Source organism: Cellulosilyticum sp. WCF-2 (assembly GCF_003990395.1).
Lineage (GTDB): Bacteria > Bacillota > Clostridia > Lachnospirales > Cellulosilyticaceae > Cellulosilyticum > Cellulosilyticum lentocellum.
On record NZ_CP034675.1, the window covers coordinates 687,684 to 705,981 of the forward strand.

The window sequence follows — 18,298 nt, forward strand, 5'->3', positions numbered from 1 at the left end:
GTTTATAGTTAAAAAGCAGTAGGTAAGGTTGAAAGCAACTTGACTACTGCTTTTTTTATATGAAAAAAGTAGTGAAAAACATAAGTAATATTCCGTTTGAAAACTAGTTAAACAAAATAAATAAAAAACTTTTTAAAATAGTTATAAAAAGTATTGAAAAATAATTTGAAAAGTATTAAAATCAAGTTAATTAAAATAAAAGGAGGGAAGGAGCTTGGCATATTTAATAGGGATAGATATAGGTACATCTGGAACTAAAACTGTACTATTTGATGAGGCAGGAGAGGTTATCAGTAGCTCATTGAAAGAGTATGACATTATTCAAAAAAAGGTTGGTTGGGCCGAACAAGATCCAGAGTCGTGGTGGGAAGCAACTAAGGCAAGCTTAATAGAGATTGTAAAAAAGTCAGCTATTGATACAAGTGAAATTAAGGGTATAGGACTTTCAGGCCAAATGCATGGCTTAGTGCTATTAGATGAGAATGGCAAAGTATTAAGAGATGCTATTATTTGGTGTGATAATAGAACAACAGAAGTAGCTAAGGAGATGGAAGAGCAGGTAGGTAGAGAAAAACTCGCTTCTATAACTGGAAATGTAGCTATACCAGCCTTCACTTTATCTAAACTACTTTGGGTAAGAAAACATGAGCCAGAAGTTTATGCACGTATTCATAAGGTACTCTTGCCAAAGGATTACATTCGCTACCAGTTAACCGGAGAATTTATGACAGAAGTATCGGATGCTAGTGGTATGCAGATGTTAGATATACATAAGAGAGATTGGAGCGATGAACTATTAGAAATTCTAGATATTGATAAAGTTCTTTTGGCACCAGTAGTAGAATCTCATGCAATAACGGGCTATGTTTCAAGCAAGGTGGCTATTGAAACAGGATTAAGTGAAACAACAGCCGTAGTAGGAGGAGCAGGAGATCAAGCAGCTGGAGCTATAGGAAATGGTATTGTAGCTACAGGAGATGTATCAGCAACTATTGGTTCTTCAGGAGTTGTATTTGCTTATACAGATGAAGTTGTAACAGATCCAGAAGGACGTATACAAACTTTCTGTCATGCTATTCCTAATACCTGGCATGTTATGGGAGTTACACAAGGCGCTGGTTTATCTTTGAAGTGGTATAGAGATACTTTTTGCAAAGAAGAAAAGGAAATAGCAATAGAAAAAAATTGTGATGTATATGAAATTTTGACTGATCAGGCTAGAGAAGTAAGTACAGGTAGTGAAGGCCTTATTTATTTACCTTACCTTATGGGGGAACGCACACCACATATGGATCCTTACGCAAGTGGTGTATTCTTTGGCGTAAGAGCATCTCAAGGTAAAGGTCATATGGTAAAAGCTATTATGGAAGGTGTAGGATATAGCTTATTAGACTGTTTCGAACTCATTAAAGCTAACAATATTCCAATCACTAGTGTAAAAATATCAGGTGGCGGTGGTAAAAGTGATGTATGGCGTCAAATCCATGCTGATTTATTTGATACAGAAGTCAAAACAATCAATGTATCAGAAGGACCTGCTTTGGGTGTAGCTATACTGGCCGGTGTAGGAACTGGTATTTATAAAGATGAGAAAGAAGCTTGTGAAAGAATAATAGGCATTAAAACAACACAAGCACCTATTTCAGAAAATGTAGCTTATTATAAGAACTTCTATCCAATTTATAAGACTTTATATACCCAGCTAAAAGATACTTTTAAAGAACATCATGATAAGCTTAGTGGCTTAAATAACTAAAATAAAATAATTTTAATCCTAAGGAGGAATAAAAAATGGCAGAATTTTTTAAAGGAATTGGGGTAATCCCATTTGAAGGGGCAGATTCAGTAAACCCACTTGCATTCAAACATTATAACAAAGACGAAAAAGTAGGTGATAAGACAATGGCAGAACATTTACGTTTTGCAATGTCTTACTGGCACACACTTTGTGCTGAAGGTGGAGATCCATTTGGTTCTACTACAGCAGCTAGACCTTGGAACCAAATAGCTAATCCTATTGAAATGGCAAAAGCTAAAGTAGATGCTGGCTTTGAATTTATGCAAAAATTAGGGATTGAATATTTCTGTTTCCATGATAGAGATATTGCACCAGAAGGTAAAGACCTTGCTGAAACTAATCAAATTCTTGATGAAGTAGTAGCTTACATCAAAGTTAAAATGCAAGAAACAGGCATTAAACTTCTTTGGGGAACAGCTAACTGCTTTAATAACAAACGTTTCATGCATGGTGCAGGAACAACTTGCAATGCAGAAGTATTTGCTTATGCGGCAGCTCAAATTAAGAAAGCAATCGAAGTAACAAAAGAATTAGGAGGAGAAAACTATGTATTCTGGGGTGGTAGAGAAGGTTATGAAACACTCTTAAACACAGATACAGGTCTTGAACTTGACAACTTTGCAAGACTTTTACAAATGGCAGTAGATTATGCTAAAGAAATTGGTTTCACAGGACAATTCCTTATCGAGCCAAAACCAAAAGAACCTACAAAACATCAATACGACTTTGATACAGCAACCGTACTTGCATTCCTTAGAAAATACAACTTAGATACATACTTCAAAATGAATATCGAAGCTAACCATGCTACACTTGCAGGGCATACTTTCCAACATGAACTCAATATGAGCCGAATTAACAACGTATTAGGAAGTATTGATGCGAACCAGGGAGACCTTATGCTAGGGTGGGATACAGACCAATTCCCAACAAATATCTATGATGCAACACTGGCTATGTACGAAGTGTTAAAAGCAGGCGGTATTGCACCAGGTGGATTTAACTTTGACTCAAAAGTAAGAAGAGGCTCATTTGAAGAAGCGGATTTATTTATCGCATATATTGCGGGTATGGATACCTTTGCAAAAGGTTTAAAAGTAGCTTATAACTTACTAAAAGATGGCGTGTTAGAAGATTTTGTAGCAGATCGTTATGCAAGCTTTAATGAAGGTATTGGTAAAGATATTGTAAGTGGTAACGTAGGTTTTAAAGAGTTAGAAGCATATGCACTTAAACAACAACCTATCGTTAATAAGTCTGGTAGACAAGAATGGTTAGAAACCGTAGTTAACCAATATATCTATAACAATAAATAAATATGAATTAATAAGTCTCTAAAGGCAGATTTAACTACCTTTAGAGACTTAAATCATATATAATATAAACAGAAATAACAGTGTAAAGGGGAGGAGTAATGAATAAAAGAGTCATTTTAAAAGGTAATTTAATAAAAGAAACAAATTATAAGAAAATCCTAAAGTTAATAGGTAAAGGTGAAAACCTAACCAAACTAGATATTGCCTATACACTCAAAATTAGCATCCCTACTGTTACTACTAATATTAACGAATTAAAAGAGGCTGGTATTATTGAAGAGGTAGAATCTGATATTTATACAGGTGGAAGAAAGCCTAAGATTATTAAGCTTATTCCTAATGCGAGAATTTCTATTGGGATGAGCATTACGAAATATAAAGTAGCAGTAGCTGCAATGAACTTATTAAATGAAGTACTTATTTCTAAGGAGGTTGATTGCGAAGAAGAGCAACTCATGACTTACTTCATAAAAGGTAAAAAGCTAGTAGATGAAGTTATAGAAGAACTTAAAATACCAGAAGAAAATTTATTAGGTATTGGCATTTCTATTCCTGGAACACTTAATCAGAATTCAGGTACTATAGAACAAACAAATATGGGATATAAAGAAATTCCATTAAATCAAATCTATGATTTGTTTGACGATACAGTATATGTAGAAAATGAAGCCAATCTTTCTTTATTAGCAGAAAAGAATCTTGGTAAATATGAAGAACTTAAAAATCTGATTTATATTGGTATAAATGAAGGTTTAGGTGGCGGTATTTTTGTAAATGGAGAAATTTACACAGGAACAAGTGGACGTGCGGGTGAATTTGGCCATATGCGTTTAGTAGAAAAGGATACTGGACGAGCGTATAAAGTGGAGGATCATATATCTACTCGTAGCTTACTTAATCGCTACAAACAACGTACAGGAGAAAATATAAAGAGCTTTTTAAAATTTGAAAAGCTAGTGAAAATGAATGATCCTATTGCATGTGAGATACTTGAAGAAGGTATAGAGATTTTGATGATGACTATCTATAACCTCACGATGGTCTTAGATATTCAGACACTTATCATAGGTGGAAAGGTAGGAAGATTAATAAAGACGCAACCTACTGTCTTACAAAATGTTGTTAACAAATACAATGAAATTATGGAAAGATTAGATTTGGATATTACTTTTTCAGATATCAAGAATACGACTACTTTAGGAGCAGCACTTCTACCAATCTTAGATTTCTATAAAATTAGTAATGAAAGTGAAGCATAAAAAGAATAGGTAATAATGAAGGGACTAGAAGATTCATGAATGAACTAGTTCCTTTTATTTATATTTGAATATTAAGTTCTTAAGAAATCTTAATTCATAAAGGATAAAGATATTAAGAAACACCCGTTATGCTAATAGTAGAACAAGTAAGATAGGAGATAAAAAATGGCTAAAAGGGATTATAGAAGCTACAATATTCTTGGGGATGAGATGCAAAAAGAGATAGAACTACAAGATTTAGTCCAAGAAGATAGTAAAAATCAAGAGGTAGAACTTGATAAAGAAGAACAAAATAAATCGCATATAAATCAGCAAGCATTCCCTCATTTAGAGTCTGCAAAGCAAGCTAATACGACTCAAGAAATAAACATTTTGAAGAAAGAAACTAGTGATAGCAAACCATTTTTAGAAATGTCTATCACTCAAGAGGGTATAAATATAGATAATAATCAAACTAAGGAAGAAGCCAACTTAGTTCAAGAAAATGCAGAAGTAGCAGAGGAACTTGAAAAAAGTAAATCTACAGCTAGAAAAAGCCGTTTAAGTAAGATCAATGAAACTTTAGATAAAATAAGTACAAGTAAAATTAAATCAGAAAAAGTAGATTTAGCTAACCTATCTACTGAAAATATAAAGTCCTTTGAAAAAGAAATAACAGATTCTATGAGCAAAGAACAAACATATCATGAAAATCATAATACGTATAATATAAACAATGATAAGGAAGAAAAAATATATAATGATACTTCATTTTCAACTTATAAGGATAATTATCAAAAAAAGGAGCGAAGCAGATTTGTTAAATGGGGAATGCGTTTAGCGAAACTTATACTTATTTTAATGCTTTTACCTTTTATCGGGATTATTGGAAGTGTCATACTTACTTTTCTTGGATTTTTTATAGCTGGAATAGTAGGCTCTTTTGGTGTGGGAATATTCATTATAGGGATAACTAGCTTTTTTGCTACTCAAATTAGTGCATTATTAATTGCCCTTGGAATAACAAGTAGTATAACGGCGCTGGCCTTTGGTTCTATTTTAACCATCCTATTTATTATGATGATTAAGCAAATAAGAAATCTAATACAGAGATATCGTAAGCCTAGAAGAATACGCACTAGTCAGGAGGGGAGATAGACATGAAGAAATGGCTTATTATTTTTAGCATAATATTTGGAATAGGCTTTATAACAAGTGCTGTTATTGCTGGACAAGTTTATTATAAAGAGCTCAATGCATATACAGACTATGATAAGCAGGACTTAGATATAAATGCTCTAGAAAGTATTTATATTGATTCCCAGATTCCTGTCCAAGTAGAAGTAACTCAAGGAAAACCATACGTAGAGTTTAGCCAAAGCTTTACAGACCTACTAGGTATGGCACCTGAATTTGAATTAGAAGTAAAAACAAAAGGAAATAGCACCTATGTTAATTTGGAGCAAACTAAAGAAATAACAGTCTATATAGGAATTCAAGAGGATAAAGCAAGTCTTACAGTCCATTTACCTCAGAAGGCATATGATACGATACAGATAAAAAACAATGAGTATAGCTACTATAGTAAGTATAGAGATAATAACATTAACCTAGAAGATATAGATGTAAAAAAGTTTGAAATTGACATGGAATATTCAGAAGTAAAACTAAAAGGGAGTTATGAGCAAATATCAGCACATATCAATTCAGGAATATTAGAGATTCATTCTAATCAGCCAGCACAATTAGAAGTGCAAGGAAGAGTAAAAGCTAATTTAACAGGCCAGTACCAAGATATTGATATACAAGATATAGAGAATAGAGAGATTTATGTAGAGTCAGAAATACCTACTAATATCAAACTATCAAGTAATTATTCTAATATTAAATTAAGAGGGAAATATGATAAGATTAACGTAGCAGGTTATAGTAATAGTATAGATGCTAAATCAGATAGTGTATGTAAGATTACCGTAGAAGATGAAAGTAGTATTATTAACTTAAATGGTGCTTTTAAAGAAATAGCACTCAATGGTGAACGTGCTTCTATAGATATACAAACAACAGTTGTACCTGAACACATTAAATTATTAGGTTATGTTACAGAGCCAGTTAATTTAACTTTACCTTCTAATATTGAAGGCTTCCAAGTGAAATATTTAGGTAATAACCAAACTGAAGACTATTATGAAGATAGAAATAAGGTATTAAGTGAATTTGATGTAATAGAAGGCATATCACCAAAAGGAGAGAAAATATACACCTATGGGGATGGTTCTACACCGATTACTTTAGAGGCTGACTCAGATTCTAGATTAGAGATTATAGATGGTGGCTATAGCAGTGAAGTACAATAGGCCTAAAAGAAGGTGAAATAGTGAAGATTAGAAGGAAAAAAGAACCCAAGCATATCAATAAGCTACCTCTTAAGGAAAGAATAGGTAAGGTTTATAAAAGAGGAAAAACAACGGTTGGCAAACATTTATGGTTAGAATTATTAGCTATGGTGATATTGGCACTTATGGCAGCAACTGTTGTTTTCTTGGTAGTATCTCATTTTATTAATCGTACGGATATGGGAACAAATGAATATGTTACTTATACTGAAGGCAGAGAATACGTTCAAAATCAATTACTCAATATGGTACAAGAAATTAATAATTTAGAGGTATCAGATATTGGTAAGAATATTGATTATACTGCTTTAGAGGAAGCTATCCAATATGAAGATGAATATAGAATTGAGCAGTTTTTAGGACTCAATGAAGAAGAGTTAAATGCAGGAAATAACAATAGAGAGTCAGCGCTAAGTGAACTTTATACCAAGTTATTGGAGTTGTATCATAACAATACCTGGAGTAAAGAAAATGTTGATCAGGCTATAACAGAGTATTTTACTTCTAGAGGAATGACAAAAGAGATACTAGTAGAAGCAAGAATAAAAGAGATATTAGATAATGCATTAGGTGACTATTTCTTTTATAGCGATTCTGTGACTTATTTAGTAGATGGAACAGGAAAGATTATGTATCAAGATGGTGTAGTGGATAGTTTGAATTTGATTAATGCGATTCAAAAAACCAATAATAGTGAGGCTAGTGGGGATAGTAGCAAATTTGTAGGTATTTATCCAGTTACTTTAAATAATGAAGTGTATTATTTATATAATGAAACGGCTATAGAACCTTTTTCACATACTGTTCATACAGACTTAGGTAATGTTCTAGGCTTTATTGCAGGCGCAGGTTTATTTATTTTAATCATTTTTAGATTAACTAGGGATAAGGTGGCTTATATTGAATATCTTTCAGAGTGCTTAGGAGAAATTTCAAAGGGTAATTTAAATTATAAAATAGAAGTAATAGGTGAAGATGAATTAGCGGAGGTAGCTCAATCTATCACTCACATGGAAAAAGAGTTAAAATATCAGATAGAAGCACAGATGCAAGCAGAAAAAAGTAAGAATGAACTTGTTACTAATGTAGCTCATGATCTTAGAACACCACTTACTTCTATTATAGGATATATTGGTTTAGTAAAAGATGGGGGGGGTCACGATAAAGAAGATCAAGTGAAGTACCTAGATATCGCCTATACTAAGGCTGAAAAATTAAAGGTATTAATTGAAGACCTTTTTGAGCTAACTAAATTCCATCAACAAGCCATTAAATTAAAAAAAGAGAAAATTTCTTTGAGTAACTTAATGAATCAATTAATTGAGGAGCTCATGCCTTTAGCAAGTGATAAAAATATCGAGATAGAAACTTATATTGATAGTACAGGAACTACGGCAGAGGTAGATATTCAGAAGATGACAAGAGTATTTGAAAATCTTATTGAAAATGCCATTAAGTATAGTCCACAAGGAGAAGCTATATATGTGGAGCTCCGTGCTATAGGAGACAAAATTTACGTCGCAGTTAGTAATGCTTTTGAAAATATCTCACCAGAAGAGGTATCACTTTTCTTTGAACGCTTTTATAGAGCAGATAAATCTAGGAATAGCATGGCAGGAGGAAGTGGTTTAGGGCTAGCCATTGCTAAAAATATAGTAGAGTTACATGGTGGTGAAATAGGAGCGACTATTAATGAAGATTTAATTAGCTTTAAAATAGGATTACCTAGGACATAATAAAGGCACTATAATTGAAAGTAGTAATATAAACCATAATATGGGGCAATAAGCAAATGAGGTGATTAAATGGGGAAAGAAACAATACTCATAGTAGATGATGAAAAAGAAATAAGGGATTTAATAGAAATCTATTTGAAAAATGAGGGCTATATAGTAGAGAAAGCAGGGACAGGTCTAGAGGCACTGCAGTTAGTAGAGGAGAGACAGATAGACCTTATTATATTAGATGTTATGATGCCAGTAGTAAATGGGATAGATGCTTGCATCAAGATTAGAGAACAATATAATACGCCGATTATTATGCTTTCAGCTAAGGTAGAGGACATTGATAAAATATTAGGCCTTTCAGTTGGAGCAGATGATTACCTCGCAAAACCGTTTAATCCACTAGAGCTTATTGCTAGGGTAAAGGCTCAGCTTCGTCGATTTACTAAGTTAAATACGGCACATACAAGTAGTAAGGTTTTAGAGCAAGACGGATTAACGCTTAATTTAGAAACAGGTAAGGTGCATAAGAATGGAGAAGAAATTAATCTTACACCTACTGAATTAAGTATATTAAAACTTTTATGGATGAATAAAGGTATGGTGTTTAAAATAGAGACGATTTATGAACGTGTATGGGGTCAAGAGTATTTTGATAATAATAACACAGTGATGGTTCATATTAGGAAGCTAAGGGAGAAAATAGAAGAAAATCCTAGAACGCCTGATTATATTTACACGGTATGGGGTGTAGGTTATAAGTTTGGAGAATAGAAGGGATATAAAAGAGATGGACATTTTAGAAAGTCCATCTCTTTTATATCTTACAAGTGATGTTAAGATTGCGTCAAGAAACTGCATAATGGATTGACTGTATAAATAGAATCTATATAATATATAAAAATATAAAAAAGTTAGAAAGTAAGCTGGAGTAGGTCTGAGAATAAGGTTAGAAAGTACGGGGAAAGGGAGAAGAGAATAGATGAAGAAAGCAAAATTAATTTTTAAGATAGTGGGGTTACTTGCTTTAATAGGCACAATTTCAACAATTGTACTATTTTTAATGTGGAAACAAAATGAGATTATTAAAAGAGATGGTATACGTTTACCTTATTTAGATGATGTAACACGTTTTGAAGTACATTATCCTTATAATTGGGAAACTGCAAAAGGTAAGGTAAAGCAAGAAGATAAAAAGGGTATTTGTATCTATGTAAATGAGGATGAAAAGGAAACTATTTATTGTTATTATACTGATCAACCTATTGAATTAGAAAAAACAGATTCTGACAGTACAATTTTTGAAACCACAAATGGTTTAAGAGGCAACATGTTTATTAAGGAAGAAAATGAACGCAAAATTATAGATCTAGTATTTGAAGGTCAAAAATATGGTATACATATAGACGTATCTAAGCAAAATTGGCAGCAAAATGAGGATGCCATTATGAAGATAATGAAATCCTTTATAATTATTCAATAGCCCAAAAGTTCATATAAGGTGTTGAGTTATTTAATCTTAGAGCATTAAGATGCTAATAAAGCGCCTATTTATACTTAAGTATTATATCATGCTTAGTGGGAGAAGCTGAGCAATTATGCACTGTGAGTTTAAAAAGGTTAAGATTTGCAGGGAATCAGAAGTTTGAGACCCTGCATTATTTTTTTGTTGAAAAGCAATGTTTTGTTATTTTAGAGATATTTATATTGAGAATATGTCTAGCTATATTTATATGTTAGATTAGATAACATGGCTTTTAATAAAAAAACCATCTATAGACTTTGTAATATGGAATAGATGCAAATAGAAAATTAATTATTGTATTATTTAAGAGGGTAAAGCATTAAATAGATAATAAAAATAATACTAGGTCATAACGATGAATTGAATAGGATTTTAAATATAGGAATAAATATTAATTAAATATAAAATATTATAAAAATATTGACTTAGAATACGAAAGGTAATATATTACGTACAAAGGTAATATATTACCTTTCGTATTTACTTAGGAGGAGTAGTATGGCAAAACAAGTAGCTATAGATATACAGGAGATAGGACCTAGTAAGTTTATATTCGCGGTACTTCATGTGTTAGCTAATAAGATTCAAGGGGTTGCAGATAGAGGGCCGGGGGATATCAGCTTAAAGCAGTGGTTACTAGTCATTATGATTCTTCAATTTGAAGAAGAACCACCTACTTTAACTCAAGTTTCTGAAGCATTAGGAAGTTCGAGACAAAATGTAAAACAGCTAGCCTTAAAGTTACTAGATAAAGGTCTTATAAAAATGGAAAAAGATTCAAATGATGCTAGGATCTTAAGACTAAGAGTATGTCCTAAGTGTTATGAATATTTCCGGGGAAAACTTGTATATCAAGAACATTTTCTAGAATTACTGTATAAAGACATACCAGAAGAAGAAATACAAGTGACAGCCCGATGCTTACAAAGACTATTAGAAAATATAATAAAAATGGAAGAGCTAGTAAATGGAGGTTATGAAATATGAAAACATTAGTGGTTTATGCATCAAAACATGGTGCAACAAAAGTAGGAGCAGAACGTATAGCAAAAGGACTTGAAGGTGAAGTACAGCTTGTTAGTATAAAGGATAAGAGTGATATTGTTTTAGATAACTATGAGAAAGTTATATTAGGTACACCTATTTATGCAGGAATGATTAATAAAGATATTAAAAGCTTTTGTGAAGCTCATATGGACATTTTAAAAACTAAAAAAGTAGCCCTTTATTTTTGCTGTATGGATTCTAGCCAAATAGAAAATTATCTTAAAAATAATTTCACAGAAGAATTTATTAAAAATTTAACTGCTGTAGAAAGTTGCGGAGGTGCCTTTTACTTTAAAAAAATGAATTTCTTTGAAAAATTTATTATAAAGAAAATAACAGAATCCAAAGAAAAGACAAAAGAAAATCCAGCTAAAGTAGATACTAAAGTAGATATAGAGCTTTTTGATGAAGAAAGAATTAGCAAATTTACAACAGCACTTAATCAAGTATAGGAGCTTCTAGTTATTAATAAGGGGATAGAAATTATTATAACTATTAATACAACTATAAATTAGAAACATTAAAGTATAGTAAACATTATGGATATGAATTAAAGCATAAAGCTCTTACTCTAAGTATGGATTAGATGATTCAAGTTATTAGAGTGTTAGTAGTAAGCTACTGGAAAGAAAGATCAGGGGAGAAAATATGAAAAAAGGAATAAAAATTATTATTGGGACAATTTGTGGTATAGTGATTATAGGAGGAGGTATTACAGTTGGGGTAACAAAAGATATTCCAGCAATGTGTAATACACCCGTTAACAAAATTAATATATCAGAGATCCCAGATGGAACCTATGAAGGGAAATTTGAATATAGCAGGTGGTTAAGTGAAGTCGAAGTGAAAGTTGAAGGTGGTAAGATTATAGCGATTGAAAGGCTATCAAATCCACTTATACCAGATGTAAGTAAAAATCTCTTTGAACAAATTATAGATAAGCAACAAGTAGATATAGACGCAGTATCTGGAGCCACAGCTACTTCTAAAGCCTACTTAAAGTCTGTAGAAATAGCTCTAAGCAAAACAAGAAATTAGTTCTATAACTAAACTTTCTATTATATATAGTTAAAAATAGGAGACCTTGCTAGTAAAATGAGAAGGTCTCCTATATGTATTTAATTCAAGATTTATATTGCTTTTTAGTCTGAGTATGTGACATACTCAAAAAGATACATTGTTAATAATATTCACAGAAACACACATGAGAGTAGTGCGTGGTAAAAAGATGAAGAAGTATGAAAGAATAGTATTTTACAGCAAATCTAAGGAGTAAATTAACAAAGAAGGGAAATGGTATGGGACAAAGAATAGATCTGACAACAGGTTCAATAACAGGAAAACTTATTAAATTAGCGATACCCATTATGGGGGTATCTTTTATTCAAACAGCATATAGTTTGATAGATATGATTTGGATAGGGAAGATAGGGAGTAATGCAGTAGCAGCTGTAGGAACAGCGGGATTTTTTACATGGTTAGCAGAAGCCTTTATTATGATTACAAAATTAGGTGTAAGCATTAAGGTTTCTCAAAGTATAGGCAGTAAAGATTATAAGAAAACAAAGAAGTATATTACTAGTGCACTGCAGATGAATACCATTCTAGCACTCTTATATGGTTTTTTCTTAATCTTATTTAATAAGCAACTTATAGATTTCTTTACTTTAGGGGATGCCGAGGTCATAAGTATGGCTAGAACATACCTAGTAACAGTTTCAGCAGCAATGCTATTTTTCTTTACTGGTCCAGTATTTAGTGGGATTTTTAATGGTTTAGGAGATAGTAAAACACCATTTATTATTAATACTATTGGTCTTATATTTAATATAGTATTCGATCCTGTTCTTATTTTTGGATTGTTTGGTTTTCCTAAGCTAGGTGTATTAGGAGCAGCTCTTGCTACTGTTGTAGCTCAAATGGTAGTAACGTTATGTTTTATAATAGTGATTTTGAAAAGGAAACTAGATTATTTTGTTCTTAAGGTTTTTGCAAAACCAGATTGGCAAGTTATTAGAGAAATCACACATATAGGTTTACCAGGAGCTATTCAGAGTGGATTATTCACAGTTTTTTCGATGATTATTGGTCGTATTGTAGCACACTGGGGGCCAGTTCCTATTGCAGCACAAAAAATTGGCTCACAGATAGAATCTATCTCGTGGTTAACAGCAGGAGGATTTTCTACAGCTGTTGCTACTTATGTAGGCCAAAATTATGGTGCAGGTAAAAAGGAACGTATAGGTAAGGGTGTTAAAATTACAATGTTAATGGCTCTGAGTGTAGGATTATTCTCTACGGTACTGCTGATTTTTGGAAGGGAATTATTAATGAGAATTTTCGTTTCAGAGATAGAAACTATTAAGGTTGGTATGCAATATCTTCTCATATTAGGGTATTCTCAATTATTTATGTGTGTAGAAATTACAATAACAGGTGCATTTAATGGGATGGGTAGGACGTACTTACCTAATTTCACAAGTATACTATTAACAGGGGCACGCATACCATTAGCAATAATACTATGTAGACCATTAGGATTAGATGGTGTGTGGTGGAGTATAAGTATAACTAGTATTATAAAAGGTATTGTTTTGGCAAGCACTTATCTGTATTTAAAACATAAGGATAAGTTAATAAGATTAGATAACAAGTTAATTATTTAAAAAGTGAACTCTTCTACTTTATTAAATAGAAGCATCTTCACATTATAGTTTTTAAAAGACTATTTTATGAGGAACTATTTATAAAGTAGTAGAGTCTTTTTATTAAAAGAGAGAAGAAAAATGAGGGATAGATAGAAAGAATGAGGTATTAAGGAGTATATTTATAGAATCCATTTATATTTCATAAAGAAACTCTAAAAAGTTTAAAAAAAGTGTTGACTTCTTATTAGTAATACTGTAATATTATACGAGTCGGCAGCGAAAAAAGCTGCTAACAAAAGGCATTAAGCCTTGATAAACAAACAACAAATGAACTTTGAAAACAAAATAGTAACTATAAACCAGTCGATTCATTACGTCTCTAAAAGAGATGAGAATCAGTACAACTTGTACTAAGTAAAATAGTCAGTAGTAGAGATACTACACGGACAAACTTTTATATGAGAGTTTGATCCTGGCTCAGGATGAACGCTGGCGGCGTGCTTAACACATGCAAGTCGAACGAAGTGATAGGAGCTTGCTCCTAGAACTTAGTGGCGGACGGGTGAGTAACGCGTGGGTAACCTGCCCTATGCAGGGGGATAACGTTTGGAAACGAACGCTAATACCGCATAAACTATGGACAATCGCATGATTGTTATAGTAAAGATTTTATCGGCATAGGATGGACCCGCGTTGGATTAGCTAGTTGGTGAGATAACAGCCCACCAAGGCGACGATCCATAGCCGGCCTGAGAGGGTGAACGGCCACATTGGGACTGAGACACGGCCCAAACTCCTACGGGAGGCAGCAGTGGGGAATATTGCACAATGGGCGCAAGCCTGATGCAGCGACGCCGCGTGAAGGAAGAAGGTCTTCGGATTGTAAACTTCTATCAGCAGGGAAGAAAAAATGACGGTACCTGACTAAGAAGCTCCGGCTAACTACGTGCCAGCAGCCGCGGTAATACGTAGGGAGCGAGCGTTATCCGGATTTACTGGGTGTAAAGGGTGCGTAGGCGGTTTGTTAAGTCAGAAGTGAAATTTAGGGGCTCAACCTCTAAGCTGCTTCTGAAACTGATGAACTAGAGTGTGGGAGAGGAAAGTGGAATTCCGAGTGTAGCGGTGAAATGCGTAGAGATTCGGAGGAACACCAGTAGCGAAGGCGGCTTTCTGGACCATAACTGACGCTGAGGCACGAAAGCGTGGGGAGCAAACAGGATTAGATACCCTGGTAGTCCACGCTGTAAACGATGAATGCTAGGTGTCGGGGCTTACGGGTCTCGGTGCCGAAGTTAACACATTAAGCATTCCACCTGGGAAGTACGATCGCAAGATTGAAACTCAAAGGAATTGACGGGGACCCGCACAAGCGGTGGAGCATGTGGTTTAATTCGAAGCAACGCGAAGAACCTTACCTAAACTTGACATCCCGATGACCGGTCTTTAATCGGACCTTTCCTAGCTTGCTAGGACATTGGTGACAGGTGGTGCATGGTTGTCGTCAGCTCGTGTCGTGAGATGTTGGGTTAAGTCCCGCAACGAGCGCAACCCCTATCTTTAGTAGCCAGCATTAAGTTGGGCACTCTAGAGAGACTGCCAGGGATAACTTGGAGGAAGGTGGGGATGACGTCAAATCATCATGCCCCTTATGTTTAGGGCTACACACGTGCTACAATGGCTGCTACAAAGGGAAGCGATCTCGCGAGAGTCAGCAAACCTCAAAAAAGCAGTCCCAGTTCGGATTGTAGTCTGCAACTCGACTACATGAAGTTGGAATCGCTAGTAATCGCGAATCAGAATGTCGCGGTGAATACGTTCCCGGGTCTTGTACACACCGCCCGTCACACCATGGGAGTTGGGGGGGCCCAACGCCGGTGACCCAACCCTTCGGGGAGGGAGCCGTCTAAGGCAAAACCAATAACTGGGGTGAAGTCGTAACAAGGTAGCCGTATCGGAAGGTGCGGCTGGATCACCTCCTTTCTAAGGATAGAAATCGCTGGTTTAATAGTTACTATTTTGTTTTGAAAGTTTGTTTGTGAACGATATTTAACGATATGATAAATAGGCGTAAGCTCAGTGCTTACGCCTATTTTATTTGTTCCAAACTAGTATTTAATCAATGTAATTTTGGAGGCTTAGTTACTATGATCCGTAGTACCGTTCCCTAGGATACCTAGAGCATAATAACAAGACCTAGAAAAAGTATTCAGTTGACTATTTACCAGTAGGGAACTCATAAAATCAAACCATGTTAGGGGCCCGAATGACTTTATGCTTTGGTTAGTGTAAAAAGTTGAAGTAGTCGAATAAGATAGCTCACTTACTAACCAAGACTTACATGACTGCAAGGAGAGGAGCTGACTACAAAAGTAGCTGAGAGGTATCTCTTGGGGTGCTAAAAAGAAAAGGTTGTTAATTTAGTTTGAAATCTTATTTACTTCACTTATATATATGTGAGTAGAAGGGATTATCCCTAAATAAATTTTAAAATTCTTTTAGGGTAATGTTTAAAAACGGATGAGTAATTATCATCCTTATAGGAGTTAACGTTTTTGCGCGTTAGGATGAAAAATATATTAAAAATTTTTCTTATCATATTATAAAGAAGCAACAAGAAAGTCTATTTTGCTATACAAAGATATCTAATATAATGTAAAAAATAGGGGGATGAGAAAAATGAAGATAAAGGAAATATTTATTATATATCTTAGCATAAGCATAGGAGCATTAACAGGCTGCAATGTGCAAGAAAAAACATCTCAAGACATAACAGTTCAAGTTACGGAAGAAAAGACAATAGTAAAAGACGGAGATGGGATAGGGGCTAATAAAGCGTTAATTTCACAGGAACCTGATGCAGAGAAAAATATTATCTTAAATCAGTTGGGATATTTGCCTAATGATATAAAAAAGGTTGTTTTTAGAGGTGAAAAAGTAGGGAAAAAGTTTAGCGTTATTTCAATAAATACTAATGAAATTGTGTATACAGGAGAAGTGGGTAATAAAATCTATAGCCCAGCAGCAGATGAGACTAATTATATAGGAGATTTTTCTGAAGTTACTAAGGAAGGTGTATATAAAATTATCACCGATACGTCAGGAGAATCTTATCAATTTAAAATAGGTCAAGGAATTTACAAAGAGGCGTTTGAAGATGCATTAAGGTTTTTTTATTTACAAAGATGTGGGCAGGATATTCCAAAGGAATATGGAGATACGTGGGCTCATCAGGCTTGTCATACTGAAATGGCAACAATATATGGTAGTGATAAAAAAATAGATGTTTCTGGAGGTTGGCATGATGCAGGTGATTATGGACGTTATGTGGTAGCAACGTCTAAAGCGGTAGCGGATTTGCTTTTGGCGTATGAAACTAATAAGGAAGCTTTTGATGATAATCTCAATATACCGGAAAGTGGAAATGGTATACCTGATGTATTAGATGAAGTTAGATATCAACTTGTATGGCTTTTAAAGATGCAGAACCAAGAGAATGGAGGAGTATATCATAAGGTGACAGGAGCTAACTTTCCAGGGTATATCATGCCACAGCTAGAAATATCAGACCTTATTGTTTGTCCAATTTCAACTACGGCTACCGGAGATTTTGCAGCTGTGATGGCTATGGGACATGAAGCTTATAAAGAAATAGATAGTGAACTAGCAGATGAATGTCTTAAGGCAGCACAAAAAGCATGGGTATATCTGGAGCAGGCTCCTAATAGTAATTTTAAAAATCCAACAGGCATTCTGACTGGTGAGTATGGAGATAGCGATGATTTAGATGAAAGACTATGGGGCGCAGTAGAGCTATTTAAAGTAACTAATGATGAAAAATATCATGATAAGATAAAAGGGATTGTAAAAGATATAAATAGACTTGATTGTAGATATGGCTGGCAAGGTGTGGCCGAATATGCTATTGATACTTATATTAATCTGCCAAATGCAGATGATGGAGTACTTCAGGTTTTAAAAGAGAATCTAAAGATGACAGGGGACTTTTTTCTTTCTGCAGCAAAACAAGATGGATATAATGTGTATAATAAACAGGATATATATTACTGGGGAAGTAATATGAATGTACTAAGTTTAGCGCTTCTTTATGCACATGCCAGTGAGATATTTGATGAACAGGAATATATAGAATATGCTAATGAACAGATCAATTATTGTTTTGGAAAAAATCCAATGGATATGTCTTATGTAACAGGATATGGAACAGTGTATCCTAAATTCCCTCACCATAGACCTTCTGTAGCCAAGGAAAAGACGATTCCAGGTATGATTGTAGGAGGACCTAATACAGGAAGAGAAGATAATATTGCTAAACAAGATTTAGGAGCAGCACCAGCTACTAAATGCTACATTGATAATAGAGAGAGTTACTCAACAAATGAAGTCGATATTTATTGGAATTCTACACTGATTTATGCATTGGCAAAATTAGGAAGAGTATAAGAAAAGTATAGGTTTTAATGTAATAATATTTTAATACTTAGGAAGTTAAGAACAATATTGTTATGTAAAAAAATAAACATATCATAAATGAGATATGTTTATTTTTAAATGAAATGATTGAATATAGGTTAGCTCGTTTATAATT

General features: G+C 33.9%; 13 protein-coding genes and 1 rRNA gene. All 14 read left to right on the plus strand.

All coding sequences use genetic code 11. The features are described 5' to 3' along the window. Positions 1–214 precede the first annotated feature (214 nt). The 14 genes from xylB (at position 215) to EKH84_RS03105 (ending at position 18,153) form a co-directional block, all read left to right on the plus strand. Complete coding sequence (xylB, locus tag EKH84_RS03040) at positions 215–1,756, plus strand: xylulokinase (protein WP_127065099.1); 1,542 nt, start codon at positions 215–217, stop codon at positions 1,754–1,756. Positions 1,757–1,791: 35 nt separating this feature from the next. Next, positions 1,792–3,114: a xylose isomerase gene (gene xylA / locus EKH84_RS03045; RefSeq protein ID WP_127065100.1), complete on the plus strand. Its 1,323-nt coding sequence runs from the start codon at positions 1,792–1,794 to the stop codon at positions 3,112–3,114. Between the two features lie 98 nt (positions 3,115–3,212). Continuing rightward, positions 3,213–4,373: an ROK family transcriptional regulator gene (locus EKH84_RS03050; RefSeq protein ID WP_127065101.1), complete on the plus strand. Its 1,161-nt coding sequence runs from the start codon at positions 3,213–3,215 to the stop codon at positions 4,371–4,373. 165 nt (positions 4,374–4,538) lie between these two features. Next, entirely contained in the window at positions 4,539–5,510 is a 972-nt protein-coding gene (locus EKH84_RS03055) for a lipopolysaccharide biosynthesis protein (protein WP_127065102.1), read from the plus strand. A 2-nt stretch (positions 5,511–5,512) separates the two neighbouring features. Continuing rightward, the gene (locus EKH84_RS03060; RefSeq protein WP_127065103.1) at positions 5,513–6,709 is read left to right on the plus strand and encodes a hypothetical protein; all 1,197 of its coding nucleotides are present in this window, start codon (positions 5,513–5,515) and stop codon (positions 6,707–6,709) included. 20 nt (positions 6,710–6,729) lie between these two features. After that, complete coding sequence (locus EKH84_RS03065; RefSeq protein WP_127065104.1) at positions 6,730–8,484, plus strand: sensor histidine kinase; 1,755 nt, start codon at positions 6,730–6,732, stop codon at positions 8,482–8,484. 69 nt (positions 8,485–8,553) lie between these two features. Then, positions 8,554–9,246 (plus strand): response regulator transcription factor, encoded by a 693-nt coding sequence (locus tag EKH84_RS03070; RefSeq protein WP_127065105.1) that lies wholly within the window; start codon positions 8,554–8,556, stop codon positions 9,244–9,246. Positions 9,247–9,454: 208 nt separating this feature from the next. Next, positions 9,455–9,955, plus strand: a complete 501-nt coding sequence (locus tag EKH84_RS03075; RefSeq protein ID WP_127065106.1) for a hypothetical protein — start codon at positions 9,455–9,457, stop codon at positions 9,953–9,955. Between the two features lie 540 nt (positions 9,956–10,495). Then, positions 10,496–10,984 carry a MarR family winged helix-turn-helix transcriptional regulator gene (locus EKH84_RS03080; RefSeq protein ID WP_127065107.1) on the plus strand — a complete coding sequence of 163 codons (489 nt, stop codon included), beginning with the start codon at positions 10,496–10,498 and terminating at the stop codon, positions 10,982–10,984. After that, entirely contained in the window at positions 10,981–11,496 is a 516-nt protein-coding gene (locus EKH84_RS03085) for a flavodoxin domain-containing protein (protein ID WP_127065108.1), read from the plus strand. The genes EKH84_RS03080 and EKH84_RS03085 overlap by 4 nt, the downstream gene beginning before the upstream one ends. 196 nt (positions 11,497–11,692) lie before the next feature. Further along, complete coding sequence (locus tag EKH84_RS03090; protein WP_127065109.1) at positions 11,693–12,082, plus strand: FMN-binding protein; 390 nt, start codon at positions 11,693–11,695, stop codon at positions 12,080–12,082. Between the two features lie 260 nt (positions 12,083–12,342). Then, positions 12,343–13,710: an MATE family efflux transporter gene (locus EKH84_RS03095; RefSeq protein ID WP_127065110.1), complete on the plus strand. Its 1,368-nt coding sequence runs from the start codon at positions 12,343–12,345 to the stop codon at positions 13,708–13,710. Between the two features lie 436 nt (positions 13,711–14,146). After that, positions 14,147–15,672, plus strand: a 16S ribosomal RNA gene (locus EKH84_RS03100). 696 nt (positions 15,673–16,368) lie between these two features. Further along, entirely contained in the window at positions 16,369–18,153 is a 1,785-nt protein-coding gene (locus tag EKH84_RS03105) for a glycoside hydrolase family 9 protein (protein ID WP_190283467.1), read from the plus strand. Positions 18,154–18,298 lie beyond the last annotated feature (145 nt).

What these genes read in the sequence shown, in the direction of transcription:
- xylA (WP_127065100.1), top strand. Translation starts at nt 1,792, where the DNA reads ATGGCAGAATTTTTTAAAGGAATTGGGGTAATCCCATTTGAAGGGGCA.
- EKH84_RS03050 (WP_127065101.1), top strand. Translation starts at nt 3,213, where the DNA reads ATGAATAAAAGAGTCATTTTAAAAGGTAATTTAATAAAAGAAACAAAT.
- EKH84_RS03055 (WP_127065102.1), top strand. Translation starts at nt 4,539, where the DNA reads ATGGCTAAAAGGGATTATAGAAGCTACAATATTCTTGGGGATGAGATG.
- EKH84_RS03060 (WP_127065103.1), top strand. Translation starts at nt 5,513, where the DNA reads ATGAAGAAATGGCTTATTATTTTTAGCATAATATTTGGAATAGGCTTT.
- EKH84_RS03070 (WP_127065105.1), top strand. Translation starts at nt 8,554, where the DNA reads ATGGGGAAAGAAACAATACTCATAGTAGATGATGAAAAAGAAATAAGG.
- EKH84_RS03075 (WP_127065106.1), top strand. Translation starts at nt 9,455, where the DNA reads ATGAAGAAAGCAAAATTAATTTTTAAGATAGTGGGGTTACTTGCTTTA.
- EKH84_RS03080 (WP_127065107.1), top strand. Translation starts at nt 10,496, where the DNA reads ATGGCAAAACAAGTAGCTATAGATATACAGGAGATAGGACCTAGTAAG.
- EKH84_RS03085 (WP_127065108.1), top strand. Translation starts at nt 10,981, where the DNA reads ATGAAAACATTAGTGGTTTATGCATCAAAACATGGTGCAACAAAAGTA.
- EKH84_RS03090 (WP_127065109.1), top strand. Translation starts at nt 11,693, where the DNA reads ATGAAAAAAGGAATAAAAATTATTATTGGGACAATTTGTGGTATAGTG.
- EKH84_RS03095 (WP_127065110.1), top strand. Translation starts at nt 12,343, where the DNA reads ATGGGACAAAGAATAGATCTGACAACAGGTTCAATAACAGGAAAACTT.
- EKH84_RS03105 (WP_190283467.1), top strand. Translation starts at nt 16,369, where the DNA reads ATGAAGATAAAGGAAATATTTATTATATATCTTAGCATAAGCATAGGA.